Genomic DNA, 24,086 nt, shown 5'->3' on the forward strand with positions numbered 1-24,086 from the left:
CGGGAGGGCACAACGGAGAGCCGTCCGGGCGTGCCCGCGGGGGAGCCATGCGAACGCGGCGGATGGGCCATCGGGCTGATGCTGCCCGTGGAATCCGGGAGCGGGCACCACCGACGGCTGGGTTACAGCGGAGGTGGTGCCCCGTCCCGGCCGGTGGTGAGGTCGGTGCGCATGGCCTGGAGCAGGCGTTGCTGGGATGCGCGGAATTGCTCGCGGCGGGCGGTGCATCGGAGGTGGTTCCAGCGGGTGCCGGAGGCGACTTCGTCACGGTATTCGAGCAGGGCCGTCAGGGTCGCCTGTGTGCATTCCCGTACGTGTTGGCTGGCCGTCAGCTCCATCTGGTAGCGGCGGGCGTATACCTCGTGCTCGCGGATGGACGCCCCTGCCAGGGCTTGTTCCCGCCGCGGGTGCGGGCGGCTGCCCGCAGTGCGTCGGTGACCAGCTCGGTTCGTATGTGGTCGGCGATCGACCAGCCCGCCAGGCGCTTCGAGCACAGATCCAGCACCGTCGCCAAATACAGGAACTTCCCGTCCCCGACCGGCAGATACGTTATATCGCCCACATACTTCGTGTTCGGGGTGTTGGCGGTGAAGTCGCGCTGCAGCAGGTCCGGCACTGGTGCCGGGGACGGTTCGGGCACGGTGGTGCGGACCGTCTTGCGCAGGTGCAGGCCGGTGATGCCGAACTTGCGCATGACGCGGGCGACCTTCTTCTCGTTGATCCGCATGCCATGCGCTTGCCGCAGCTCGGCGGTGATGCGCGGGGCACCGTAGGTGCCGTCCGAGTCCGCATGGATGCCCCGGATCCTGCCGGCCAGGGCCTGGTCCGCACGCTCCCTCTCGGCACATCCCGCGCGCCCGCGCCGCCATTTGTAGAAGCTGGAACGGGCGACTTCCAGTACCTGGCACAACCGCTTCACGCCCCAGGCGCGGTGGTGGTCCTCGATGAAACGGCAGCGGTTCACCAATTCATCTCTGCGGCGAAAAACTTCGTCGCCTTGCGCAGGATGTCCCGCCCGGTGGCCAGCGTCGTGTTCTCCTTCCGCACGGCCTTCAGCTCCGCGCGCAGGGCCGCTATCCCGGCCTCCAGTTCCTCCCGTGTCGTCTCGTCCACGGCCGCCGGCTCCTTCATCGTCTTCCTGGTCGTGCTGTGCTCGCCGCGGCGAGACCGCTCAGCCCTTGCCCAGTCCCGCAGCGTGCCCCGGCTCACTCCCAGGTCCTTCGCCACCCGCATCAGCGAGTGGTCCGGGTCCGACAGGTACAGCGCGACAGCATCCGCCTTGAACTCCGGCGAGTACACCTTCATCACCATACGAGATGACTCCTCCCCGGCCCTGATCACGGGCCGATCGAGGCGTCCACCCCACAGGGGGAGCCCCCGGTCCCGGTGAAGACCATGAAGTGCATCCGGCCCCTCGTGCTGATCGCGGACATGGCGTTGACCGAGAACCGCCGACCGCTGCGGCGCACGACCGGGGTGCGGCCTTTCTCGCCTCAGGTGCGGCCGGTGAGGTGGTCGGACCGGATGCCGACCTGGTCGGCGAACAGGACCTCGGCGCCCTCGGCCTTCGCCCTCGCGCGGATGGCCGACCAGATCTCCTCCCGTCACACATGTACCACCTCGGCATCCTGCTCGACGGCACGCTTGTCCGGGCGCTGGAACGTCAGCCCCCAGCGGCGCAGGTACTTGCCCACTCCCTGCTCGGTCAGCCGGAACCGGTACAGCTTCGCGATCAGCGCACCCACCTGGCCACGCGTCCACAGCTGACCCTGAAGCCCCAGGTCACAGGGCCGGTGATCGAGAACGGCCTGACGGACCGCCGCCTGCTCGGGGCCGGACAGTACCTGGTGCTCGCCCACCCGCTTTCCCCTTCCGGCGCGCGGTGGGCGCCTCACGCCCGCCCGAGAGCCACCTCGCCCACCAGCCGTCCACCGCCTTCAGCGAGACCTTGAACACTGCCGCGACATCCTCACGGGTCCGGCCTTCGACCAGCGCGGCCACCGCCCGCAACCGCAAGGCCTCCTGCGCGGACGGCGACAAGTGCTGTGCATCCCCCACCAGTTCACTCACACCGCGATCAACGAATCAGAACCCCAACCGTTTCGGATCAATAAGCGTGCCCGTTGACTATCTGCCGCACCGGGAAACTATGAGATCACCGACAGAGTCGAGCTGAGAACCGATGGGCTCACGCGTTCGGACGCCCAGGAAGTGCAGGAAGGGCGTCGCTCTCCAAGAGTGTTCCTGGACGGCTGCTGTCCCTTGGCTTAGGGAGCTTCGTATGCGCCGAATAGGGGCAACTGTAGGAATCGCCGTGCTGACAGGCGCATTGGTCGCTGGTCAGCTGGCTTACGGATCTGACACCGTCTCGTTCGATGTGGCGAGCATGTCCGGGGACTGCACCGTTTCGTGGACAAAGGCTGGCATCACCTTCCAGGCAGCCGCACCCGGGAGCACTCCGTCGTCATTCACCCTGACAGGCGGCACGGGGACCGTTGATGTCGCGGGAGATCCGATCGCTCTAGCTGTGGACCCGGCGAAACTGGGTGCCGCGATCACCATGACGGTGGACCTCAGGGGCGGCTTTACACTCAGCGACGGCAAGGGGGGTGTCGTCGAAGTGTCCGATGGCCAAGCCAAGGCTCCCATTAGCGGATTCACCTATCTCGTCAAGTCTCCGGCCAACTCGATGGGCCTCCGGATGGCTGCTCTCGATTACCCGACGCCCCCACAAATCAACCCGAAGGTGGTGTCCATTCTGCCAGTCAAGCTCGCCGTGGACGGAACAGCAGATTTAAATTTCACCGCTGGCTTCGCCAAGGTGCTAAATGACACCTTCGGGGTGGGTACAGCTTCCGGTGGCCAGCTCTTCGGCTCGTGCGCAGGCCGATTGTCCACAGCGTAAACCCACATCCGCCGGAATCTGCTAGGAAGCGATGATGCACGCCACCGCACCGATGAGATCCATGCTGTCTGCTGTCCCGTCAGCTGTCTGTTTAAAGGCTGCAGAGGCAGAAGAACGCTCTGCTGCGTTCGTAACGATTCAACCCGCCTGTGGTCGCCCCGCACAGCAGGCATTCAGAACCGCCTTAGAGATCCGCGATCGTGCCATGCACTGTTTTCTTCGGTTTAGCAAGGGGCCACTGCGGGGCCCGAACCTTCGGCCGCCCGATACGGGCAGGCCCGGCATCGAGAGCACCGACTGCCAGGAGGGACCGTGACCGTCTCCACCCGCGCCACGGCATCACTGGGACTGGATGGCATCCGCCGCACCATCGACACGGTCGTGGACGACTTCCTCATGGACAAAGCACAAGTCGCCGTCAGTCATCGTCTGCCCGAGGAAGCTACTGATGTACTGCGTTCCTTCCTTGTCGGCGGCAAGCGGATCAGGCCGCTGTTGTGCGTCATCGGCTGGCACGCTGCCGGTGGCCGGGGGAGCCTGGCCCCCGGTCTTGAAGGCAGCCGCATCGCTGGAGATGTTCCACACGTTCGCGCTCATCCACGATGACGTCATGGACCACTCCGCTACCCGCCGGGGGCGCCCGACGGTCCACCGCGCCTTTACCGATCGTCACTCCGACCACTCTCACGCCGCACAACTTGGCGCCAGCGCCGCTGTCCTCCTCGGCGATCTGGCTTTCACCTGGTCGGATGAGCTGCTGCACACCGCCGGCCTCACCCCGGTCCAGCTGTGCGCTGCGCTCCCAGTCATGGATGCGATGCGGTCCGAGGCGATGTACGGCCAGTACCTCGACCTCCTCGCCACTGGACATCCCACCCCCGACGTGGACGCCGCGCTGCGGAAAGCCCGCTACAAGACCGCCAAATACACCATCGAACGTCCCCTGCACCTCGGCGCCGCCCTCGCCGGAGCCAGAGCCGGTATCCGGCAGGCCCTGACTGCTTATGCTCTCCCGCTCGGGGAGGCGTTCCAGCTTCGCGACGACCTCCTCGGGGTTTACGGCAACCCGGACCGGACCGGCAAACCCAACCTGGACGACTTGCGCGAAGGCAAACACACTGTTCTGATCGCTCTTGCTCTGCAGTACGCCGAACCGTATGAGCAGCGCATTATGCGCGCCCTGGTCGGAGATCCGGACCTGGACGAGGACAGTGCCGACCGTGTACGCGAACTCCTCACCTCCACCGGCGCCCGCGACCGGGTCGAGCACATGATTCAGACGCGTCATGCCCAGGCTCAGCAGGCCCTGGACTATGCCCCGTTCCCACCCGCTGTGACCACTGCTCTGCGGGACTTATCCCACGCTGCCCTCACGAGGACCACATGAACACACCACTACCGCACGCCCGTCGTCGGGCGCTGCCCGCCGATTCCCCTGGCTGCTGCGCGGTCATCGAACGCGCGGGGAAAGCACCGGGCAGATTCCTTGCCGATGTCCCTAAGCCGGGGATCAGTACGGAACAAGACACTGGGGGTACCCCATGACCACCACACTCGTGACACCGCCGACTGCGCCTGGCGCACGGCCTTTTGTCGGCCATGCGCTGCAACTGGCATTCCGGCCTTTGGAGTTCATTACCGGACTTCCTGCATTTGGTGACGTGGTATGTATCCGTCTCGGTCGTAGACAGGCGTATGTCGTGTGCAGTCCGGATGCTGTCCACCACCTGCTCACTGATGACCGTACCTTTGACAAGGGCGGTCCTGTCTATGACAGAGGCAGGGAGCTGGGCGGTGACGGCCTCCTCACCTGTCAGCGTACGCTGCACCGGCGGCAGCGGCGTTTGGTGCAGCCGGCGTTTCACAAGGAGCAGCTCGCGCGGTATGCCAGCATCATGGTGGAGCAGGCCACCGCCGAGATCGGCACCTGGCGGGACGGCGACGTCATCGATGTCAACGCCCGGATGCTCCACATCACGAACCGGATCGCGGCCCGCGCGTTCTTCTCCAGCGACCTTGTCCGCATCCGCGCCGAAGAGCTCTGCGACCTCATGGTGGTCTACTTCGCCGGGCTCTACTGGCGCTACCTCGACCCGACCGGGCTGGTTACGCGCCTGCCCCTACCAGCCAACCGGCGCTACCAGCACGCGGTGCACGAGATCCATGCGGCCACTGCCGAGATCATCAAGTCCTACCGGGCCGGTGGAACCGACCACGGCGACATGCTGTCCATGCTGCTGTCGGCGCGCGATGAGGAGGGGGGCACGCTGTCGGACGCCGAGATCCACGACCAGGTCCTCCAGTTTTTCCTCGCCGGGACATCGCCTGCAGCCGCAACCCTCTCCTGGGCCCTGCACCTCCTGTCCACCCGGCCAGAACTGACCCGCCGCCTGGAAACCGAGGTGGAGACTGCACTCGAGAGCGGGCCCCTGGGCTGGGACGCCCTGCCGCGCCTCGCACTGACCCGCGCTGTCATCCTTGAGGCGCTCCGTATCCACCCGCCCGCGTGGCTGTTCTCCCGCATCGCCACCTGCGACACGGAACTCGCGGGCTGCAGTGTCCCCGCCGGAAGTAGCGTTTTCTACAGCGCCTATCTGAGTCATCACCACCCAGCGCTTCCCGGAGAAGACAGCGAGTGCGCACCCGAGCGCTGGCTTCATGGCGGGGAGACCCAGCCCGCGCGCGGCACATATGTCCCGTTCGGGGGCGGCGCCCGCAAGTGCATCGGGGACGAGTTCGCGCTCGTTGAAGACACCTTGGTGCTGGCTCTCATCACCGCCCGCTGCCGCCTTGAGCCCATGCCCGGCAAGCCGGTCCAACCCGTCCCGCGGGCGACGATGCGCCCCAGCGCCTTCACGACACGCATCCACCAGCGCCGGAACTGACTGGGATGAGACAGCTGTGGCCGCCCGCGAACGAGTACTGCCCGCAGGGGCACTGGCCAGAGGATGCCCCTGCGGCCGGTGGCCTGTGGGCCCCATGCGACCGTCTACCACAAGGGAAGTAAGGGCATGAGCGCGACATCGGGAGCCTGGCCGTGCCGCACGCTTGCCCGAGACTGGCAGCCGCGCCTGGCCCGGACCGGCGCAGGCTGCTTCGGCGGGGCGGCCCTGGACCTCGGTGGCACCCTCATGACGGGCAGCTCGGTGACCGAGACCGTCCGGGCAATGGGTGGTTCCCTGAAGGAATTCGCGACGCTCACCCGTGCCTGCTGGGCAGGCACCGTCGGCCACACCACGGCAGCGGCCGCGCTATTCACCCTGCTGCTCTCCCGGGGCCCGGTGACCCGCCCTCAATTGCAAGCGATGTTCATCGAAACCAGGCTACGGCCTAGCGTCCAGGCCCTCATCGCCAGAATGCGGGACACCGGCTACCAGGTGAGCCTGATCTCCAGCTCGTTCGACCTGTTCGTGGGTGTCGTCGCCAGCTGCCTTGGCGTCCGCGACCATTACGCAAACACCTGCCTGGACTTCGATGACTCGGACGCCCTCACCGGAGTTGGCGTCACCATCCGGGCCACCGAGCTCAAACATCGGCAACTCCACCACTTCTGCCGACTGCACCAGCTCGACCCGACCAACATCCTCGCCATCGGCGACAGCGACAACGACCTGGCTATGTTCACCTGCACCGGCAACGGCGTACTGCTCTCCCACCCGCACACCCGTCACCTGCACAGCAGCGCCTGGCGGGTGGCGGCCGCCCTCGACGACCTGGCTGCTCTCCTGCTGCCTGGCAGACCGGAGCCCGCACCGGCCATGCGGAAGGGCAGACGTCGGTGAAGAACAGACGCCATCACGAAAGAGCCTGGCCAACTGGTCAGGTCTGCGCGATAACCGGCGGAGCCCAGGGCTTGGGCTGGGCACTCACCAAGACACTCGCCGAACATGGCGCCATCGTCCACGCCTGCGACCTCTCCGACCAACACCTCGCCACCGCACAAGACATGCTGCGCACAAGGTCCTGGGCCGACCGGGTCCGGCTGACGCATTACGATGTCACTTCCCTCTCGGACATGCAGGACTGGTTAACTGGTATCTACCAAGCCAACGGTGGCCCCCACGTCTTGGTCAATAACGCCATGTTCACCCGCTGGGCGGATACCGAGCAGATGAGCGTGACCGAGGCCGAGAAGACCATGCGCACCGCCTTCGACGCCATGGTTTACACCGTCACCACTACGCTGCCCCTCCTGCGCGCAGCTGGCCGCGGGCACATCATCAACATCGGCTCGTCAGTCGGCCACGCCTACGTCAGAGGTCCCTCAGCCGCCTACGCTGCAGGCAAGGCCGCCATTGAGGCCTACACTCGCATGCTCGCCATCGAGCTCGCTGATTCCCCAGTACACGTGATGCTGGTCCGCCCCGGGGTTATTAGTGGGACCGACTTCCACCGTCACCACGTACCACCAGACCGAATGCCCCGGATCGCCGACCTGCTGCCCGCCTCCACTCCCCACCAGGCAGCCCTGGCGATCCTGCACGGCATCCAACGTCGACGGCGCATTGTCGACGTGCCGCCCTACGTCTCGGCAGCGATCAAAGCATTCGACCTGATGCCGTCCCTCGTCACCAAACTTTCCCTCATCGGGGGCAACGCCCGGCACGACTTCGGCGACACCCGGAGGGCCTCACAGACCAGAGCCAGCACGACACCCGGCCGCCCGAAGTAAAGCTAGCCGCGCGCCCCATGCCCGGCCGCCCACCACGCAGGTACAGGAGATCACAATGTCCGACCCGGGTCACCTGCCGCTCACACCTTACCCAAACGCGCCCTGGCGCTCCCGTGGGCAGATGTGGTGTGGGCTCCTGACCACCGCTCGCCCCCTTCCGGCCCCGCTCCGGACGCTGTTCAGTCCACGGACCCTCGCAGCCGTACTTATGCGCTACCAGCAAGGCACGCTTCGCTACAACGAATTCGCACTGGCCTCCCTTATGCGCCGAGGCCACCACATCGGCATGTGGGTCCACTACATTTGGGTCGACAGCAGGGCCTCCCTCTGGGGTGGCCGGCAAATCTGGGGACTGCCCAAGCAGATGGCCGAATTCACCTGGGCCGACCACCATGTCCACATCACCGATGCCGCTGGGCAACTCGCCGCCTTGTCTCTCATCCCCCGGGCTCAGCGGGGCCCCGTAGTACCGATACGACTGGGCGGCTTCGGCCACGCCAACTCCACATTGCTGCTGGCAACAGCCACTGCGCGCGGCCGGATCCGGCCAGCCTCGATCAAGGTAACCGCGTGGGCTGACCACCTGCCCCAGCTCGCCCGCACCAGCGCTCACTACGGCCTGGTCGTCGCGCCGATACGGATAACGGCCCACGCCCCCAAACACCTTGGCCCGTTGCCAAGCCCGCCTGCCGATACCCCATCACCAGCCAAGCCGAGACCCACTGAAAGGTCACACTTCCGCTATTGACGCGCTCAGGCCGGGGGTAACCCGATATCGGCGTCCCCTGGAAGTCATCCGGACTCATGTCGGAAATCGAAGCCGAGCTCGCGCGTCAGCCGTTTCTCAGGTCGCCATCACTCGCCGCCGAGTTCGCATGAAGGAAGTGCGTTATGCGTCAATTCAGGCAGTCAAACCCTTCGGGCCTCACATGGTTGCAATGTGGCCAGAAATGGACTTGGTGTGGATGTTGATATCAGTAATTCGGGGTCGATGAAGCGGGTTGCCGATCGATTGCTATTTGAGGCTGTCATGGCCTGGCGGGTCACGGTAGGGGATTGGCCTACTACCGTGATACCTTACCTCTGCATAGGGGGCAGTGCATTTCTCGTGGGGATGTTCCCGCTGCGAGAGCTTCCGATACTGCTCCTGAAGATGCTGGTTTACGGGTTCCTCTATGTTTACGCATTCACCACCGTGAATCAATTAATATGTGTCGAGGAGGATCGCGCAAATAAACCCCACCGCCCACTCGCCATGGGGCTCGTTACGAGGCAATGGATGGCCCGTCGCGCCGCCGCGACCCATGTCCTGTTTGTAGCCGCCGGTTTCCTGTTCGGCGCCCCTTGGCCCACGCTGACATGGCTCGCCATGATCCATCTTCATAATTTCCGCGGTATATATCTCCATTGGTTCTTCAAGAACGTCATTTTCATCACCGTGGGGGCTGCAGTCGAGATCACCGCCACCTGGGAAATCATCTCACCGCATGTGGCACTGCCGTGGGTGTGGATTTCGGTGAACTCGCTGCTGGTCGGAATCGGGTGTAATAATCAGGATATCCGCGACGTGGCCGGTGACCGGCTGGCTGGCCGACGGACGATGCCCATTATCTGGGGAGAAAAGAAGGCCCGAATCTTCATTGCGGCGTTCCTCCTCGCTGTTCCGTTGATCCAATACGTCGCGCAGCCATGGCCGTGCCCCGGAGTCTACCTGAAAGCGACTCTCGGAATACCAGGTGCCGTGATTTGGGTCAGTGCAACGCGCTACCTAATCTTCCAGAACCCCAGGTCCGACCACTGGAGCTACCAAATATACTGTTTCTGGTGGTGCTCAACACTTCTACTCCAGCCCATTGCCATCTCTGGAAGGTTCTCTTGAAAGTCCTTAGCAACGTTGGATGAGGTTGGTCGCGGCTGCGGAGTGGTGGAGAAGGGTATTGAAGCTTCCCTGTAATCTTGGAAACTCGGTCTTTATGCTGCCAGGTCGTGTTGGTGTCGTTGTCGGGTATCGGCTGGGGTGAGGTAGCCGAAGGCTTTGTGCTTGCACAGTCGGCAGCGGTTGTAGAACTTCTCGCGGGCAGGCCCGAATGGCGCAGGCGGTGCATGACACGGTCGAGGGCGGCGCGCACCTGGTCGGCGGTGTGCTGCTGCCAGCCCCCCACTGTCATGAAGTGCCGGACTCGATCGCCCGCCGGCGGCGAGGGCAGCGATGAAGTCAGGCTGTCCGTTCCGTGTCCGATGCTGTGCGGTCCGGTACCGCGCAGTGCGGGCTCCCCAGTCCAGATTGCCGCGAATCCATGCGCGGATGGCCTCCAGGTAGTGAGCCTTTTCCAACCTGGTGGTGTGGTGTGGGGCAGTGGGGGTGCTGAGCTGGACGGAACGGCGAAGCTCCTGGTAGACGGGTTGTCGACCAAGATCAACCGTGTCCAGCCAGGAGCTTCGTGTGCTTGTCTACCCGTCGGCGATCGATCTGTCCAGCTCGCACCTGCGGTTCCTGGCCCGTGAGCTGGTGGTGCGCCGCCGGGAGACCGGGACGCGGTGGCGGCGACTGTCGGCGGGCCGGCAGGCGCTGGTGGTCCTGGCACATCTGCGGTGCGGTGACACCTACGCCCGTCTCGCGGCGGGCTTCGCGATCGGCATCGCCACCGTCTGCCGCTACGTCCACGAGGGCATCGACGTCCTGGCCGCCCTCGCCCCCACCCTGCAGCAGGCGGTACAGACGGCCGCCGGCAAGGCGTTCGTGATCCTCGACGGGACCCTCCTGCCCATCGACCGCGTGGCCGCGGACCGGCCCTACTACTCCGGGAAACACAAGCGGCACGGGATGAACGTGCAGGTCGTCACCGATCCTGCCGGCCGGATCGTCTGGGCCTCACCAGCACTGCCGGGCACTGTCCACGACATCAAGGCCGCCCGGACGCACGGCATCATCGACGCCCTCGCCACAGCCGGCGTCACCTGCTGGGCCGACAAGGGCTACCAGGGAGCCGGCGGCACCGTCCGCGTCCCCTACCGAGGCCGCCGGAAGAACCTCTCCCACGGCCAGCGGGCCGTCAACCGCGCTCACGCGAAGATCCGCGCCATCGGCGAACGCGCCATGGCCACCCTCAAGAACTGGCGGCTTCTCCGGAAGCTCCGCTGCAGCACCACCCGGATCACCCCCACTGTCCACGCCATCCTCACCCTCAACCTCCACACCCACAGCTGAGGTTGGAAAAGGCTCAAGATGATGTGCCGCCCGGGGCGTGGGCTTCGGAGCTGGAGGGGTGCTGCTGCGGGTGGGGCACCGGTTCGGCCGGGTCGACCTGCGGCGGCGGATGCGGGACTACGTGCGAGGGCTCCTCGGCCCCGTGGGCAGGAAGAACGGCTGGCAGCTGGAAGGTTATTCAGAAGTGGTTGATCTTGGTGGGGTCCGGGTGCGGAGGGGTTCGAGCTGGATGACGGTGTCGAGGGTTTCGGGGAAGCGGTCGAGGGGGCCGCGGTAGTCCTCGGAGAGGGCCTTCCGGTTCTCGAGGTGGCCGATGCGGCGCTCGACCGCGGAGCGGATCGAGGAGTGGGCCCGGTTGCAGTCCTTCTCCACGTCGGTGAGTGGGCGGTGCAGGGCTTCTTGTAGGGGGTCAGCAGGTGGCTGCCCTGGTAGCCCTTGTCGCCGGGGCCGGGATGTCCGCCGACGGCGGCCTCCGTCCCGGAGGCCGTATAGGCGTAGGAGTCGTGGCGGGCTCCGGGCAACGGTCTGCCCACCGCCCGGAGCCGGCCCCGCAGGTCGGAGATGACCTGCACGTTGTGGCCACTGCGGCGGTGTTTCACGGAGAACAGCTGTTCAGCGGCCTTCCAGTCCCAGCACGGGGCGAGGAACCCGTCCACCAGGACGGGCTCGCCGCGGGGCGGCCGGGCGATCCCGAACCCCAGCCGTTTGAGGCTGTCGCGCACCACCGGCCGCAGCACGGCCGCGTAGCGTGAGACGGTGGGCTGCGAGGCGCCGAACAGCTCGCCGGCCGTCTCCTGCACCGCGTCGTGCCGCAGCAGGAAACACAGCAGGACCACCGCTTTCCACAACGGCAGCACACACGGCCGCCCCGCCGTACGGTCCCACTCCGGCAGACGCCGCTCCACTCTTGCGATAACCAGAGACAGCTGATGCGGGCTCAGTCCGGTAGTACGGTGGAAGCGCATCGGTCCCCCCGAGCATCCGTACCTGCGGTGACACCTCGTACGGTACGCCGAGGGGACCGATCTTGCTGTCAGCGATCAACTACCGGTGATCCACCGACTTTTGAACAACCTTCCATGTGCAGACAACTCAACCGCTGGGCCGCGAACGGCCTCATCCACAAGCTCGGCCCCGGCCTCTACACCGCCACGCAGTGGTCACCAACACCCTTGCCACCAGGGGAGATCCGCTAAGGGCCTGTAAAGAATCAAGGTGTGGGTTTCGTCTGTGGTGTGAGGGTGACGCCGTGTGTGGCGGCGTGGACGAGGAGCCCGGTCAGGGTACTCAGGTGCGCCGCCGCGGGCCCGAGGGGGTGCCCGTGCTGGTCCATCAGCTGTCCGATCTCGCCGGTGGCCTCGCGGATGGTGTCCTTGCTGACGGTGAACAGGCGGGCGAGCACGGCGGGTGACAGGCCAAGGTGCTGGTGCAGCACGGTGGCCAGGACGCGGTCGGCCAGGTCGAGTTTGGCTTTGCGGCCGCCGCCCGGGGCCCGGCGCCGGGTGCCGCCGTCGCGTCGGGCGGTGTGGTCGGGTGCGTGCAGTGTCTACCAGTCCGGGGCCAGGGCCGTGGCCAGGTCGGCGAGTTCGGTGTTGGTCATGCCGGTCAGGGCGGGGTGCGACAGGGCCTCCCGGTCGAGTTCGGCGGCCGGTTCGCCAGGGCTCGCTGGCTCGGCGGGGTGGGGGTGCACGGTGTAGTTCCACTCCCCGTGGAAGGCGTGTCCGGTCAGCGGCACCGCGTTCAGCTCGGTGTCACTGATCTTCACCCCGGTGGGATAGCGGCCGGGGTCCAGTTCGGCGTGGACGGTGAGACCGGTGCGGGTGGTGGTCTCGGCGATGCTCTGCACGAGGACCTCGTAGCTGGTCAGCGGGCGGCCGCGCCAGTTCATCGTGATCGCGGAGAACAGCCGGTGCTCGATCCGGTTCCATTTCGATGTGCCCGGAGGTATGTGACAGACGGTGACGGCCAGGCCGGTCTCAGCGGCGAAGGCAGCGAGTTCGGTCTTCCAGGCCCGAGTGCGGTAGCCGTTGGAGCCCCCGGCGTCGGCGGTGATCAGCAGGCGGGTGGCGCCCGGGTAGTCGAGGCGTCCTTGCCCGTTCCACCAGCGGCGGATCGATTCGACCGCGAAGGCTGCGGTGTCGTGGTCGCAGCCGACACTGACCCAGCCGGTGTTCGCGGTGATGTCGTAGATCCCGTAGGGGGCGGCCCGGCCGAGCTCCGCATCGGGGAAGTCGTGGGTGGCGACCCGCACCGGATCGCCCGCCGGCCGCCATTGGCGGCCCGCGTTCTTGAACTGGCCGACGATCTCCTTCTTTTTCGTGTCCACGCTGACCACCGGCTCACCGTCCGCCTGATGGGTCTTGGCCTGGTCGTTGATATAGCGGAACTGCGCGTCCCGGTCGGGGTGCTGGGCGCCCTCGAGGGTCTTGGCGTTGGCCTGCAGGCTGAATCCGTTCTCCCGCAGCAGCCGGCCCACGGTCGGCGCCGAGGCGGCATGGCCCTGCCGGGCGAGCTCCCCGGCCAGGGACCGCAGCGACCTGGTCGTCCAGCGAAGCGGCGACATCGGATCGCCCCGCTCGTCCGGCTCGACCAGCGCCAGCAAGGCCGGAACGAGCAGTGGGTCGAGCTCCTCGGCGCTCTTGCGGCCGCCGCCGTCCCGGCGGACCCGGCCTTCGGGCAGCGGGTCCTCACCGCCCTCCAGCTCGAAGACCCCCTTGCGCACCGTCGTCTCGCTCACCCCCGCGGCACGCGCGACGGCCCGGACACCGCCGTGCCCCAGCAGCCGGGCCTCGGTGGCCAGCACCAGCCGCTGCTGCCGCTCATCGAGATGAGGGAACAACACCCCAAATCTCAGGGAAAGTTGGTCACGAACCTCGCTCGGTATGCGCATACCACACCAACGACAGAAGAACCGCGAAGCAACGCGTTGATTCTTTACAGGCCCTAACTACCCGGTTGGATGGGACTGTAAAAAGAACAGACTCCGGGAAATCAGAGCTGGTCCCACCACCAGGCAACAGCGGGTAGGCCCTCGATCGGTTCCAAGGTGGAGTCTGAAGGGGTGTCGGCCCAGCCGACGGGGAGGGTGAGGCAATCGTAGCGCTCGTAGCCGTCAGAGCCCCCGATGTGCGTGTAGCGGGGGGTAGTGAGATACCAGTCGAGGCAGCCTCGGATGTAGTGGCCGAGGGCCTTGAGGTATTCATGTAGCTCGTGACTGGCAGTGGGCAGGAGGAGTTCTCGGAGTTTGAGGAAGAGGCAAGCGGTGCGGTCACGTTGAGCAACGACGATATCCACGGCTTCCTGGAGCGAGCATCCCCGCTCCTCCATCACGAGCAGCAGGGCGTTATTCTCGACCTGTTGGCCTGTGATCTCTTTGTGGTAGGAGAACAGGTCATTGTCCCAGCAGACAATGAGGCCGACGGCTGCTGTGGCAGCGCGGACGCGTGGGGAATGGAACTCCTGAGGTGGCACGTGGACCCGATAGGAATTCTCGAGATTGGCGCAAGTGCTCAGATGAGCTCCGGACCACTGGCGGTAAACGGCATAGTGATTGAGACTTCGGTTGCCGCGGGCGGCACTGCTGGCCTGAATGGCCATGCTGACGAGCCACTCGCGGTTGGCATCCATGATGCGGTGGGCCAGGCCCGGCGGGGTCTGGTCACGGATGCGGCGCCATAGGCCATGCAGGAGGATGATGTACGGGTCGTCGCTGGGTGGTTCGGCGTCGAGCGTGTTGGTAACGGCCAGAAGCTCAGCGAGCAGGCAGAGGTAGCCGTCGGAGTCGTGGCCGAGTTCGCTGTTGTCGCAGCGGTCGTCGTCGAAGGCGAACTGCCAGGTGAAGACGTCGGCAGTGGTCTGCACATGGTCGTCGAATCCGTCGGGTGCGAGGCGGGCGGAGAGTTGTCCGGCCCGGGATCCGATGATCCTTGGAAGACGGGTCGGATGGCTGAAGTAATCGAGACCGGTGATCCATTCGATGGACCGGGCCTGGATGGTCCCGGAATTAGGGTGAATTGCCGACGCGATCGGGCAATAGACGGGTGGAATACTGATAGCGGAAGTATCCAATGGTCCTTCTTCTCCAAGTAGCCTGGTTCCTTTTTGCGTATGGAGCATGAGAGCGAGGATGGCTGCGGCGGCTGACGTGAGCTTGTGCCGAAGTGGTCCTCTTTACGGAATTGCTCGATCAAAGTGGTGTCGATGGGCCGTCCCGCGAGCCGGAGTGTGGCGACCGCAGTGGCAGTAATGTCTCCATCCACCATGAAGGCATCACTCATCCCTATGCCGTTGGGTGTGAGGGATCGTTCGATGCGGGTCAGTTGCTCGGTGCAGGTGGTGCGCAAGTTGGGGTGGGTGAGCAGACCGGCAAGCGTGAGGGCATGCAGGATCCAGACGCGTTCGAAGTTGCCGATGGGCCATACAGTGGGCAGCGAGCAGTCGGTGCGGGTGGCGGCCTGTGCTTTGACCAAGTAACGGCGACCTTGTTCAGCGCCAGAGCCGAGGGCGCCGATGCGATGCAGCCAAGTCACGGTCGCTGCGGGGCTGTGGCCGACCCCGCCGCTGTCGTCGACAAGTTCTATGGCGCTCTGGTCGGCCCAGGCCTCCCAGGAATGCACGGCCGGGGTTCCGGGCGAGTGCGGTGCCAGGGCCCCGATGGTGCGCCGACGCTGCTCACTCAACGCGCGCAGTGGCCCGTATGGGGCCGATGGAAGATCGAGGCCGTGGCTGGCGGATTCGTCGAACAGCGCGGGGAGTGTGAGCTCAAGGCCAACAGGCAGGTCCAGCGGCAGCGGATCGCTCCACCATCGGGAAGCATGCGCGTGGAGAAACGACAGCGCACTACGTACCTGTTCGAGATACGCACGGTGCCGGTGCAGGGCGAGCAGAGCTGCCACGGTCGGCAGATCCCGCGCCCAGGGAACTCGTGAGTCGCCCCAGCCACCGTCGGCCTGCTGCTGGGCCACGATCCAGCCCAGCATCCGGTCGCGGGTTTCGCTGTTGTGAGGCAGCAACGTTACGGAACGGGCGGTGTCGTACACCGCAGGACTGATCATGCCCCCGTCGGTCCCGACGACCTCGACCAGGGCTTGCAGGCGCAAAACCACACCATCGTTCGAGATCATGCTGGTTGCCGCCCTCTCCGGGCCCTCCAAAAACCCATCTCAGCAGTGTTGTGCCCATAGGTAGGCTGAAGCAGCCGACGCGGCCGCCCGTGCCCGCGGTGTGGCCAGGCGGCCGAACTGTCGCCGGGCACCTTCCGGGCCAGGCCGAGGAGAGACCCGCCGATGCCAAAGCCGGTCAAGCGTGCTCCTCATCAATGCAGAGCACGCAGGCACGGGCCCAGGCGTGAGCAGTGTCTTTCGGGAGCGGGTAAAGGGGCATGCGCAGACTCACCCTGTGGCGGGCGGGAAGCGCGCGGGGTTGTGCACAACGGGACGGTTCCCGGGCCCGGGTGGTGCATCGGTGCTTCCCCTGACCGGTAACGCGCCCTGCCCGGAAACACCCCAACTCGTTGAAGGTGAGTGGCGTCGCCGGACGCGTCGCAGGGCTGATTCAAAGTCCTGACGGTTGGGGGTTGGTGCTGGTCGGGTTACTGAGTTTTTCGGTGTGAGGTCGGGGGTGACGGCAGTTGATCCCTGCGGTACGTCGTCGGTATGCGGTACGCACAGGGAGGCGGCCTGACCGCGGAGCGGCGGCAGGTCCGGGAAGGCATCCGTCTGCAGGCCGCGGAGCGGTTCGCCCGTGGCGAGAAGACTGCTCTGGTGGCGAAGGACCTGCGGGTCACCGAGCGGTCGGTGGAACGCTGGCGCCGGGTCTGGCGCGAAGGCGGTGCCGAGGCTCTGACCTCGCGCGGCTCACCGGGACGGCCGAAGGTGACCGATGCCCAGTTCGCCGTGCTGGAAGGCGAGTTGGCCAGGGGCCCTGCCGCGCACGGCTGGAAGGACCAGCGGTGGACCCTGGCCAGGGTCAAGACCGTGATCGGCCGCCGCTTCCACCTCACCGTCTCCGTCGCCGGGGTGTGGCGGCTGCTCACGCGCCATGGCTGGTCCTGGCAGGCGCCCACCCGTCGGGCCCTGGAACGCGACGAGGACTCGGTGATGCTGTGGAAGAAGGGGGTATGGCCCGAGGTGGAAGCATCGCGGCGGCGCTCGGGGCCTGGGTCGTCTTTGAGGACGAGTGAGGTTCCCCCGCTGCGTGAGAGTTGCTGATCAGCAGGTCGGGACGGGTTGATGGGTGTTCAGGTTCGCTGGTTCGGCCGTCGCCTGGTCGGTGTAGTGCTTCTCCTCGAACTCGATCGGGCTGAGGTAGCCGAGCCGTTCTTGGATGCGGCGGGGGTTATAGAAACCGTCGATGTACTCGAAGAGCGCGAGGTTCGCCTCGGCACGTGTGGCGAAGGTGCGGCCGCGCAGGCCCTCGGTCTTGATCAGCATCCACAGATTTTCCGCGAGGGCGTTATCGTACGAGTCCCCCACGGACCCCATGGACGCCTCAATTCCCGCCCGCACCAACCGGGTCGTGAGCTTGATGGACGTGTATTGACAGCCGTGATCGGCGTGGTGAATGAGCTTGCCCGGCTCGACCTCGCGGGACGAGAGGGCGTACTCGAGGGTGGTCAGCACCAGGTCCGCATCGGCGCGGGCGGAGGTCTCCCAGGCGACCACCCGGCGGGAGAACGCGTCGCGGATCGCCGAGAGCCACAGCGGCCCCTCGCCGGTCGGAACCATTGTGAGGTCGGTGACCCACAGCCGGTTCGGCGCGGGTGCGGTGAAGTCCCGGTTGACCAGGTCCGGGGCCAAGGTGGCCTTCGGGTCCCGGCGCGTGAAGCCGCTCTTGCGGCGTGGGCTCACGCCCGCAAGACCGTCCTCGCGCATCAGCCGTTCGACCCGCTTGCGGCCCACGCGGACGCCCTCCCGTTTGAGGACGGCGTGCACCCGCGGCGAGCCGTAGATCCCGCCGGAGTCGGCGTGGATCGTGCGGATCTGCTCGGTCAGCTCGACGTCCCGGCGGCGCCGTTCGCACGGCTCCTTCTCCGCGCGGCGCCAGCGGTAGTAAGTGGCGGAAGGGATGTGGAGCTCCCGGAGTACGCACTCGACCCCCAGGCGGGGATGCTCGTCAACGAGCGCCGTCACCTGGGCCGGGTCGGGTCGAGTTGCGCCGCGAAAAACGCCGAGGCCGTCCGCAGCACGTCGTTGGCCCGCTTGAGCTGGGCGTTCTCCTTGCGCAGGGCCGTGAGCTCGGCCCGCTCGTCGGTGGTGAGCCGGTCGTCGCGCTCGCCGGCATCGGCCTCGGCCTGGCGGATCCAGCCGCGCAGGGCCTCCGGATGCACGCCGAGGTCGACGGCCAGTTTCTTGATCTGCGGCCTCGGGTCGGAGGTGCGGTACATCCGCACCGCACGCTCACGCAACTCCAGCGGATATCTTCTCGGGGCAGCCATGGTCGAAGGTCCTCTCATGAGTCCCATCTGACCCTCTGTCAACTGACTCCGCATCTCGGGGGAAGCTCAGAGGCCGGTTTCTCGACGCCACCGAGGGCCCGCACCTGGGGCCGACGCGGCCGCACCCCGCTGGTGCGGGTGCGGGGCCGGTCCTGGCGACGGTAGTCGGTTGCGGCGATGTGCTGCTACAGGGTCGGCGAACGCGCCCGGCTCATCTGGCAGCCCCGCCCGTATGAACGGCGGAAGCACGAACGCAAGAGCTTCGCCTGGCAGGACTACCGGAACCTCGTCCAGCGGGCCCATGCCCAGCTCGGCGGCCCGATGCTCCTGGTCTGGGACAATTTGAACACCCATCTCGCCTCCGGCATGCGCCAGTTCATTGCCGAGCACGACTGGCTCACCGTCCTCCAGCTGCCCGCCTACGCACCGGATCTCAACCCGGTGGAAGGCATCTGGTCGCTGCTGCGGCGCGGGCCCCTGGCCAACGCGGCCTTCACCGACCCCGACGACCTCACCCGAACTCTCCGCCGCAGTCTTCGACAGTTGCAGTACCGCCCTGACCTGATCGACGGCTGTCTCACCGAGACCGGCCTCGCGATCACCGGACACACCCCGACCTCACGCCGAAAACCTCAGTAGCGGTAGTTCGTTAAACCCGGCGGTAGAGATCAATGCTGTGTCCGGTGGTGACCGCGTCTATCAGGGCCTGGAGTTCGGCGGGTGGGTCCTTGTCGGTCCAGGCTCGCCACCAGCGGTTGAGGGTAATGGCAGGGGTGAGCCAGGAACGTATGGCGCGCAAGGCCCTGGGCCAGCAGGGAGGTTGGGGCTGGTGGGGTGTGGGTGGTCCCCCTCTCTGGCCGGTCGTCGGGGCACGGGTCTGGCGCGGTGGCGTCCATGGGTCCGGGTGGGGCGAACCACTGGTCCCAGCAGAAGGAGAAAGCGCAGTTGACCAGTGTCTGGTGGTGGCGGATGGCGCGGTCGGAGCGGACTTGGAAGTCTGCCCAGCCGAGCTCGTCCTTGATCTGCTTGTAGCTCTGCTCGATCCACGGCCGCAGGCCGTAGAGGCGGACGATCTCGGCGAGATCGGCAGGCGGGTGCGTACTGGCAGCGGCGTGGGGCGCGTCGGGATGGGGCAGGTTGGTGGACAGGTACCAGGTGGCCTTCGGCGGCAGGGTGGCCGGATCGGTGGTCGCGGCGACGAGCCGGCAGGGTGAGTCGGGGCCGTAGCCGCCGAGGCGGGCGTCGGCGGCCCACCAGGTCTCGGTGTGCCCGTCGCGGAAGCGGCGCACAACGGAAGTCCAGTCGCCGGGGTGTTCGGCGTCCCGCCAGGTCAGGGTGTGGGCGGCGTCGACCGGTGTGTGCGGCTGGTCGGCGGGTGCCCAGGTGCCGCGGTGCGGCTTGAGTGCCACCACGTAGGGCAAATGGGCCTCGCGCAGTGCGAAGTACCAGTCGTCGCTGACGGAGTAGGCGCAGTCGGCCACCACCGCCCGGCAGGGAAAGCCGGCCTTCTTGCCCTCGGTCGCGAGGGCGGCGGACAGCTGCGGTTTGGTGCGGAAGGCGGGGTCGTTCCGTCCGCGCGGGAAGTGGTGGGCCGGGGTGTACGGCACTGCGTGCAGAGGGTAGTACACCCGCCCGTCGGTCCATACCGTCGTGACCGTGACCACGCAGTTGTCAGTCTTGCCCCACCGGCCCAGCCACTGCCGTCCCACGTGCGCGGTGGCCGTGCCGTCCTTGCGGTCCCCGGAGTCGTCGATGACGATGACTCCGCCGTCGTGCGGGGCGGTCTCCGGCTGCTCGTGCAGCAGCTCAAGCCGCCGACTGTTGATTTTCCCGGCATCCCAAGCGGACTCCGACAGGAAGAACTGCAGCCGCTGCACCGCCGGCGAACCAGCCCCGGTCACAGGCTCCGCTCCGGCGAGACAGGTGATCGTCTTGTTCCGGTCCCGAGGCGCCAGCAGCTCGGTCAGGTACTCACGAAATCCCCGCCGTTGCGCGAGGCTGACAAAGAGGTCATCGAACCGGGCCGCGTACTCCTCCAGCGGTCCCGGCGCGGGCGGACACGAACGTCGCGCGGTCATCCTCGCCCCCAAGCTCGACAGATCCCCGCACCACCGCTGTACGGCCGACATGACCAGCCGTCAATCCCCGCGTACCGACGAGTTCAACGAACTACAGGTACTCCTGCACCTCGCCCCAGGAGGAGAACAAGAACAGCTCCGGGTGGCTGGTGCGCTGCCCGGCTTTGAGCTCGAGTGCGGCCCTGGCGATGCGCTGCAGCGCGCTGCCCCCGCCGGTCAGTGCCACCGGGATGCCGAGCTCCAGGTAGGACAGGACTTCGCTCATCGCGTCCACGTTGCCCCGGCACAGTACCGCCTCGGGCTGCGCCACCTCGCCAACCCGGGAGCCGGGGCCGTGGCCGGTCAGCTGCATCTCCGACTCGGCGTGCCCCAGCCACCGGTTGGCCACCTCGGCGATGGCCGGGCCGAAGCGGAAGGACTGGGTCAGGCGTAGTTGCTCGGCGGGGAAGCCGGTCATCACATCGCGTGCGTTGCGCCAGCCGTAGATCTGCTGGGCCGGGTCCCCGACACACACCCGCTGCGCGTCCTGGGCGAGGAAGACCTCCTCCAGCACCGGATTGGTGTCCTGGGCCTCGTCCAGCAGGACGAAGTCCGCGCCGAGCCGCGGGGAGGTCATCGCCCACAGCTTCATGTAGTGGTCGTGCTCGAACCGCAGCCGGCCGGCGGGCGAGCAGATGTCCTCCCACGCACGATGCGCGTAGGGCAGCAGAGTGTGGGCGAGATAGTCCTGGCCAGGGCCGTCGAGTCCGTTGACTGGCTCCATGTGGCAGGCCATGACCTGCCGGTCGGTGGTGTAGCAGAACTTGCGGACCATGCCCATCACCAGACGCGCGGCGTGAGTGACCTTGATCTGGCGGGAGTTGACGTCAAGGTCACGGGTGATGCCGAGCATGCGGGCGGTGTGCTTGGCGGGGATCCTCGCCGAGGCGTCCAGACGCTCACGGTAGTGGTGGCCGACCGCGCGGAAGGCCAGGGAGTGCGCGGTACGGCACTCGACGTTCGGCCCGAAGCGTGCGCGGGCGTCGTCGGCGATCGCACGGTTGAACGCCACGTAAAGGCCCCGTTTGCGGGTCGCAGCGCCCATCAGGATCAGCGTGGACGTCTTACCCGTCCCCGCTCCGGCGACCAACGCCAGATCCCGGCCGGAGGCGAACATCTCACGGGCAGCCTGCTGTTCCTTCGTCTTGGTTCATCCATGAGGAGCCGGTCGGGGTGAAGTGGACATGGAATCGAGGATGCTTGCCCAGCCACGCCTTGATCTCGGCGGTGTTGTGGGTGGCGTAGTTGTCACAGACCAGATGGACTTCGAGGTCGGCCGGCACCGCCTTGTCGATCCGGATCAGGAACTTCTTGAACTCGACCGCCCGGTGACGGCGGTGCAGTGCCGATATGACCGTGCCGTCGGCGATGTTGAAGGCGGCGAACAGGCTGGTGATGCCGTGCCGGTAGTAGTCGTGGGTACGCCGCTCGGGCATGCCCGGCATTATCGGCAGCACCAGTTGCGACCGGTCCAGTGCCTGGATCTGGGACTTCTCGTCGACGCACAGCACCACCGCCTTCTCGGGCGGGTGGTGGTACAGCCCGACGACGTCGACAACCTTGGCGACGAACTGCGGATCGGTGGAGAGCTTGAAGGAATCCTGAAGGTGCGGCTTGAGGTCGAACCGCTTCCAGATCCGCCCGATCGTAGACTTGGACAGCCCCGAGTGCTCCGCCATCGAAGCCCGCGACCAGTGGGTGTCCTTGCCAGGGCTGGACTCCAGAGTCGCCACGATGACGTCCTCGACCTGGTCGAGCAGGATCGAGGGCGGCCGGCCCACCCGGCTCTCATCGGACAGGCCGTCGAGGCGTTTGACGATGAACCGGGCCCGCCAGCGTTCCACCGTCGACTCGTCGACGCCGAGGTCGAACGCGGCCTGCCGGTTCGTGCCGCCCTCCGCGCAGCGCAGCACGATCCTGGCCCGCAACGCCAGGTATTGGGCGGTCTTCGCCCGCCTCGCCCACCGGATGAGCTGGTCACGCTCATCCTCGCTCAGGACCAGGTCGGCCTTCGGCCGGCCGATCGGGCCGGTGTCCTCAAGCCCGGCCGTCCGCTCCGCGGCGAAGGCCCCGCGCCACTTCCGTACCGTCTTGAGCGCCACACCAACCGCCCGCGCGGCGCCTGCATTCGACATCCCGTCCGCACACGCCAGGATGATCCGGGCCCGCTCGGCGGGCCGCCGATCCGGCACCCCCGCCCGCCGCAGTAACTCGACACGCTCGTCCTCGGACAGCGTGATCTCCACAGCGGAAGGACCCGGATGCGACATGGCAACAGGGTAGTAATTAACACCCTCAGGATTTCTGGCGCATCACATTAGTGTGATGCGCCAGAAATCAGAGGCGTAAGTGGCTAGGGTTTTCTCATGTCACCAGGGCCTCGTGCTGTTGAAATTGTGTTGTCCGCTGAGGAGTTCACGGAGCTGACGCGGTGGGCCGACGGGGCGGCAGGGGCGCGTCTGGCGGAACGGGCGCGGATTGTCCTGGCCTGCGCCGAGGGGCTGCCGACCGTGCGTGTGGCGGCGAAGCTCGGCGTGACGGCGGACACGGTCCGCAAGTGGCGAACACGGTTCGCTGAGCGGCGGATGGATGCTCTGACGGACGCGCCGCGGCCGGGCCGGCGCAAGGCGGGACTGGTCCTGACCGACGAGGAGCATGTCCAGCTGACGCGCTGGGCGAGGCGGGCGAAGACCGCGCAGTACCTCGCTCTGCGCGCGAAGATCGTGCTGCGGTGCGCGGAAGGCGGGACGAACAAGCAGGTCGCCGCCGAGCTGGGCATTGCCCATGCGACGGTGAACCGCTGGCGGTCCCGCTTCATCGCCCGCCGTCTGGACGGACTGGCGGACGAGCCGCGCGTGGGCCGTCCGCCGTCGATCCTGCTGGACCAGGTCGAGGACGTCCTCGTGGCGACGCTGGAGTCCACGCCCGGCCGGGACACGCACTGGTCGCGGGCCTCCATGGCGAAGCACTCGGGCCTGTCGAAGTCGACGGTCGGGCGGATCTGGAAGCGGTTCGATCTCAAGCCACACTTGCAGGACACCTTCAAGCTCTCCACCGACCCGCAGTTCGTCGCCAAGGTCGTCGACGTCGTCGGCCTGTACCACCACCCGCCCGAGAAGGCGGTAGTGCTGTGCGTGGACGAGAAGAGCCAGATCCAGGCTCTGGACCGTTCCCAGCCGGTCCTGCCGATGATGCCGGGGATGCCCGAGCGGCGTACCCACGACTACTTCCGGCACGGCATCACCAGCCTGTTCGCCGCCTTCAACATCGCCGACGGCACCGTCATATCGGAACTCCACCGCCGTCACCGGGCCATCGAGTTCAAGAAGTTCCTGGTCACGATCGACAAGGCAGTGCCGCGCGAACTCGATGTGCACCTGGTATGCGACAACTACGCCACCCACAACACCCCCGAGATCAGGACGTGGCTGGGCCGGCATCCCCGCTTCCACGTGCACTTCACCCCCACCGGTTCCTCCTGGCTCAACCAAGTGGAGCGGTGGTTCGGCCTGCTGACCGACAAACTCATCCGCCGCGGTGTCCACCGCTCTGTGAAGGCCCTGGAAGACGACATCAGGGCATGGATCGAGACGTGGAACGAGAACCCACGGCCCTTCACCTGGACCAAGACCGCCGACGAGATCCTCAACTCGCTCGCGGACTACCTCGCGAAGATCGCCCCGCCCGACACCAAGACTCCCTAGCCACTTACGCCTCTGATTTCTGGCGCATCACATTAGCGACTGGCG

At 66.6% G+C, this 24,086-nt stretch carries 21 protein-coding genes and 4 pseudogenes; 13 read left to right on the forward strand and 12 right to left on the reverse strand.

The window, feature by feature from the left end; all coding sequences use genetic code 11:
- Positions 1 to 122: 122 nt before the first annotated feature.
- From AB8735_RS37290 to AB8735_RS37300, 3 genes and pseudogenes are all read right to left on the reverse strand, one after another.
- Positions 123 to 338: a hypothetical protein gene (locus AB8735_RS37290; RefSeq protein WP_372412261.1), complete on the reverse strand. Its 216-nt coding sequence runs from the start codon at positions 336 to 338 to the stop codon at positions 123 to 125.
- Between the two features lie 62 nt (positions 339 to 400).
- Positions 401 to 1,311: pseudogene (locus AB8735_RS37295) on the reverse strand (IS3 family transposase); the annotation flags it as partial.
- A 68-nt stretch (positions 1,312 to 1,379) separates the two neighbouring features.
- Positions 1,380 to 2,010: pseudogene (locus AB8735_RS37300) on the reverse strand (IS630 family transposase); the annotation flags it as partial.
- 304 nt (positions 2,011 to 2,314) lie between these two features.
- Between AB8735_RS37300 and AB8735_RS37305 the strand changes: the two are divergent.
- From AB8735_RS37305 to AB8735_RS37345, 9 genes are all read left to right on the forward strand, one after another.
- On the forward strand, positions 2,315 to 2,905 hold the full coding sequence (locus tag AB8735_RS37305; RefSeq protein ID WP_372412262.1) for a hypothetical protein: 591 nt from the start codon (positions 2,315 to 2,317) through the stop codon (positions 2,903 to 2,905).
- A gap of 312 nt (positions 2,906 to 3,217) precedes the next feature.
- Positions 3,218 to 3,511, forward strand: a complete 294-nt coding sequence (locus AB8735_RS37310; protein ID WP_372412263.1) for a hypothetical protein — start codon at positions 3,218 to 3,220, stop codon at positions 3,509 to 3,511.
- Positions 3,480 to 4,292, forward strand: coding sequence for a polyprenyl synthetase family protein (locus AB8735_RS37315; protein ID WP_372412475.1), 813 nt, complete (start codon positions 3,480 to 3,482; stop codon positions 4,290 to 4,292). Before AB8735_RS37310 ends, AB8735_RS37315 begins: the two co-directional genes overlap by 32 nt.
- A gap of 154 nt (positions 4,293 to 4,446) precedes the next feature.
- Positions 4,447 to 5,790 (forward strand): cytochrome P450, encoded by a 1,344-nt coding sequence (locus AB8735_RS37320; RefSeq protein ID WP_372412264.1) that lies wholly within the window; start codon positions 4,447 to 4,449, stop codon positions 5,788 to 5,790.
- 126 nt (positions 5,791 to 5,916) lie between these two features.
- Positions 5,917 to 6,687 (forward strand): HAD family hydrolase, encoded by a 771-nt coding sequence (locus AB8735_RS37325; protein WP_372412265.1) that lies wholly within the window; start codon positions 5,917 to 5,919, stop codon positions 6,685 to 6,687.
- A complete protein-coding gene (locus AB8735_RS37330; RefSeq protein WP_372412266.1) occupies positions 6,684 to 7,577 on the forward strand; it encodes an SDR family NAD(P)-dependent oxidoreductase in 894 nt (297 codons plus the stop codon). Before AB8735_RS37325 ends, AB8735_RS37330 begins: the two co-directional genes overlap by 4 nt.
- Positions 7,578 to 7,698: 121 nt before the next feature.
- Entirely contained in the window at positions 7,699 to 8,325 is a 627-nt protein-coding gene (locus tag AB8735_RS37335) for an acetoacetate decarboxylase family protein (RefSeq protein ID WP_372412476.1), read from the forward strand.
- 213 nt (positions 8,326 to 8,538) lie between these two features.
- Positions 8,539 to 9,456, forward strand: a complete 918-nt coding sequence (locus AB8735_RS37340; protein WP_372412267.1) for a UbiA family prenyltransferase — start codon at positions 8,539 to 8,541, stop codon at positions 9,454 to 9,456.
- A gap of 564 nt (positions 9,457 to 10,020) precedes the next feature.
- The gene (locus AB8735_RS37345) at positions 10,021 to 10,785 is read left to right on the forward strand and encodes a transposase family protein (RefSeq protein ID WP_372412268.1); all 765 of its coding nucleotides are present in this window, start codon (positions 10,021 to 10,023) and stop codon (positions 10,783 to 10,785) included.
- A gap of 174 nt (positions 10,786 to 10,959) precedes the next feature.
- Here the strand turns inward: AB8735_RS37345 and AB8735_RS37350 are convergent, their stop codons facing one another.
- The 4 genes and pseudogenes from AB8735_RS37350 to AB8735_RS37365 all read right to left on the reverse strand — a co-directional run bounded on the left by AB8735_RS37350 (position 10,960) and on the right by AB8735_RS37365 (position 14,901).
- Positions 10,960 to 11,157 (reverse strand): hypothetical protein, encoded by a 198-nt coding sequence (locus tag AB8735_RS37350; RefSeq protein ID WP_372412487.1) that lies wholly within the window; start codon positions 11,155 to 11,157, stop codon positions 10,960 to 10,962.
- 23 nt (positions 11,158 to 11,180) lie between these two features.
- Positions 11,181 to 11,750 (reverse strand): annotated as a pseudogene (locus tag AB8735_RS37355) (transposase family protein); the annotation flags it as partial.
- Positions 11,751 to 11,995: 245 nt separating this feature from the next.
- A pseudogene (locus tag AB8735_RS37360) lies at positions 11,996 to 13,675 on the reverse strand (ISAzo13 family transposase).
- A gap of 101 nt (positions 13,676 to 13,776) precedes the next feature.
- Positions 13,777 to 14,901 (reverse strand): hypothetical protein, encoded by a 1,125-nt coding sequence (locus AB8735_RS37365; RefSeq protein WP_372412269.1) that lies wholly within the window; start codon positions 14,899 to 14,901, stop codon positions 13,777 to 13,779.
- A gap of 44 nt (positions 14,902 to 14,945) precedes the next feature.
- Between AB8735_RS37365 and AB8735_RS37370 the strand changes: the two genes are divergently transcribed.
- Entirely contained in the window at positions 14,946 to 15,713 is a 768-nt protein-coding gene (locus AB8735_RS37370) for a hypothetical protein (protein WP_372412270.1), read from the forward strand.
- Positions 15,714 to 16,439: 726 nt separating this feature from the next.
- On the forward strand, positions 16,440 to 16,994 hold the full coding sequence (locus tag AB8735_RS37375) for a winged helix-turn-helix domain-containing protein (RefSeq protein ID WP_372412271.1): 555 nt from the start codon (positions 16,440 to 16,442) through the stop codon (positions 16,992 to 16,994).
- Here the strand turns inward: AB8735_RS37375 and AB8735_RS37380 are convergent, their stop codons facing one another.
- Together AB8735_RS37380 and AB8735_RS37385 are read right to left on the reverse strand one after the other, a co-directional pair.
- Positions 16,995 to 17,915 (reverse strand): IS3 family transposase, encoded by a 921-nt coding sequence (locus tag AB8735_RS37380; protein ID WP_372404936.1) that lies wholly within the window; start codon positions 17,913 to 17,915, stop codon positions 16,995 to 16,997.
- Complete coding sequence (locus AB8735_RS37385) at positions 17,912 to 18,220, reverse strand: transposase (RefSeq protein ID WP_372404934.1); 309 nt, start codon at positions 18,218 to 18,220, stop codon at positions 17,912 to 17,914. Before AB8735_RS37385 ends, AB8735_RS37380 begins: the two co-directional genes overlap by 4 nt.
- A 177-nt stretch (positions 18,221 to 18,397) precedes the next feature.
- On the opposite strand from AB8735_RS37385, the gene AB8735_RS37390 reads away from it, so the two are divergent.
- On the forward strand, positions 18,398 to 18,859 hold the full coding sequence (locus tag AB8735_RS37390) for a transposase (protein WP_372412272.1): 462 nt from the start codon (positions 18,398 to 18,400) through the stop codon (positions 18,857 to 18,859).
- 29 nt (positions 18,860 to 18,888) lie between these two features.
- Here AB8735_RS37390 and AB8735_RS37395 read toward each other — a convergent pair whose 3' ends face one another.
- The 3 genes from AB8735_RS37395 to AB8735_RS37405 form a co-directional block, all read right to left on the reverse strand.
- Positions 18,889 to 20,298, reverse strand: coding sequence for an IS701 family transposase (locus AB8735_RS37395; RefSeq protein ID WP_372412273.1), 1,410 nt, complete (start codon positions 20,296 to 20,298; stop codon positions 18,889 to 18,891).
- 91 nt (positions 20,299 to 20,389) lie between these two features.
- Positions 20,390 to 21,454, reverse strand: coding sequence for a UvrD-helicase domain-containing protein (locus AB8735_RS37400; protein ID WP_372412274.1), 1,065 nt, complete (start codon positions 21,452 to 21,454; stop codon positions 20,390 to 20,392).
- A gap of 1 nt (position 21,455) precedes the next feature.
- Positions 21,456 to 22,607, reverse strand: a complete 1,152-nt coding sequence (locus tag AB8735_RS37405; protein ID WP_372412275.1) for an IS630 family transposase — start codon at positions 22,605 to 22,607, stop codon at positions 21,456 to 21,458.
- Positions 22,608 to 22,703: 96 nt separating this feature from the next.
- On the opposite strand from AB8735_RS37405, the gene AB8735_RS37410 reads away from it, so the two are divergent.
- Positions 22,704 to 24,041 (forward strand): IS630 family transposase, encoded by a 1,338-nt coding sequence (locus tag AB8735_RS37410; protein ID WP_372406756.1) that lies wholly within the window; start codon positions 22,704 to 22,706, stop codon positions 24,039 to 24,041.
- Positions 24,042 to 24,086 lie beyond the last annotated feature (45 nt).

The organism is Streptomyces luteireticuli (assembly GCF_041519305.1).
Lineage (GTDB): Bacteria > Actinomycetota > Actinomycetes > Streptomycetales > Streptomycetaceae > Streptomyces > Streptomyces luteireticuli.

What these genes read in the sequence shown, in the direction of transcription:
- AB8735_RS37410 (WP_372406756.1), top strand. Translation starts at nt 22,704, where the DNA reads ATGTCACCAGGGCCTCGTGCTGTTGAAATTGTGTTGTCCGCTGAGGAG.
- AB8735_RS37400 (WP_372412274.1), bottom strand. Translation starts at nt 21,454, where the DNA reads ATGTTCGCCTCCGGCCGGGATCTGGCGTTGGTCGCCGGAGCGGGGACG.
- AB8735_RS37315 (WP_372412475.1), top strand. Translation starts at nt 3,480, where the DNA reads ATGTTCCACACGTTCGCGCTCATCCACGATGACGTCATGGACCACTCC.
- AB8735_RS37320 (WP_372412264.1), top strand. Translation starts at nt 4,447, where the DNA reads ATGACCACCACACTCGTGACACCGCCGACTGCGCCTGGCGCACGGCCT.
- AB8735_RS37385 (WP_372404934.1), bottom strand. Translation starts at nt 18,220, where the DNA reads ATGGCTGCCCCGAGAAGATATCCGCTGGAGTTGCGTGAGCGTGCGGTG.
- AB8735_RS37395 (WP_372412273.1), bottom strand. Translation starts at nt 20,298, where the DNA reads ATGACCGCGCGACGTTCGTGTCCGCCCGCGCCGGGACCGCTGGAGGAG.
- AB8735_RS37390 (WP_372412272.1), top strand. Translation starts at nt 18,398, where the DNA reads ATGTGCTGCTACAGGGTCGGCGAACGCGCCCGGCTCATCTGGCAGCCC.
- AB8735_RS37405 (WP_372412275.1), bottom strand. Translation starts at nt 22,607, where the DNA reads ATGTCGCATCCGGGTCCTTCCGCTGTGGAGATCACGCTGTCCGAGGAC.
- AB8735_RS37335 (WP_372412476.1), top strand. Translation starts at nt 7,699, where the DNA reads ATGTGGTGTGGGCTCCTGACCACCGCTCGCCCCCTTCCGGCCCCGCTC.
- AB8735_RS37375 (WP_372412271.1), top strand. Translation starts at nt 16,440, where the DNA reads ATGCGGTACGCACAGGGAGGCGGCCTGACCGCGGAGCGGCGGCAGGTC.
- AB8735_RS37290 (WP_372412261.1), bottom strand. Translation starts at nt 338, where the DNA reads ATGGAGCTGACGGCCAGCCAACACGTACGGGAATGCACACAGGCGACC.
- AB8735_RS37325 (WP_372412265.1), top strand. Translation starts at nt 5,917, where the DNA reads ATGAGCGCGACATCGGGAGCCTGGCCGTGCCGCACGCTTGCCCGAGAC.
- AB8735_RS37365 (WP_372412269.1), bottom strand. Translation starts at nt 14,901, where the DNA reads ATGCTCCATACGCAAAAAGGAACCAGGCTACTTGGAGAAGAAGGACCA.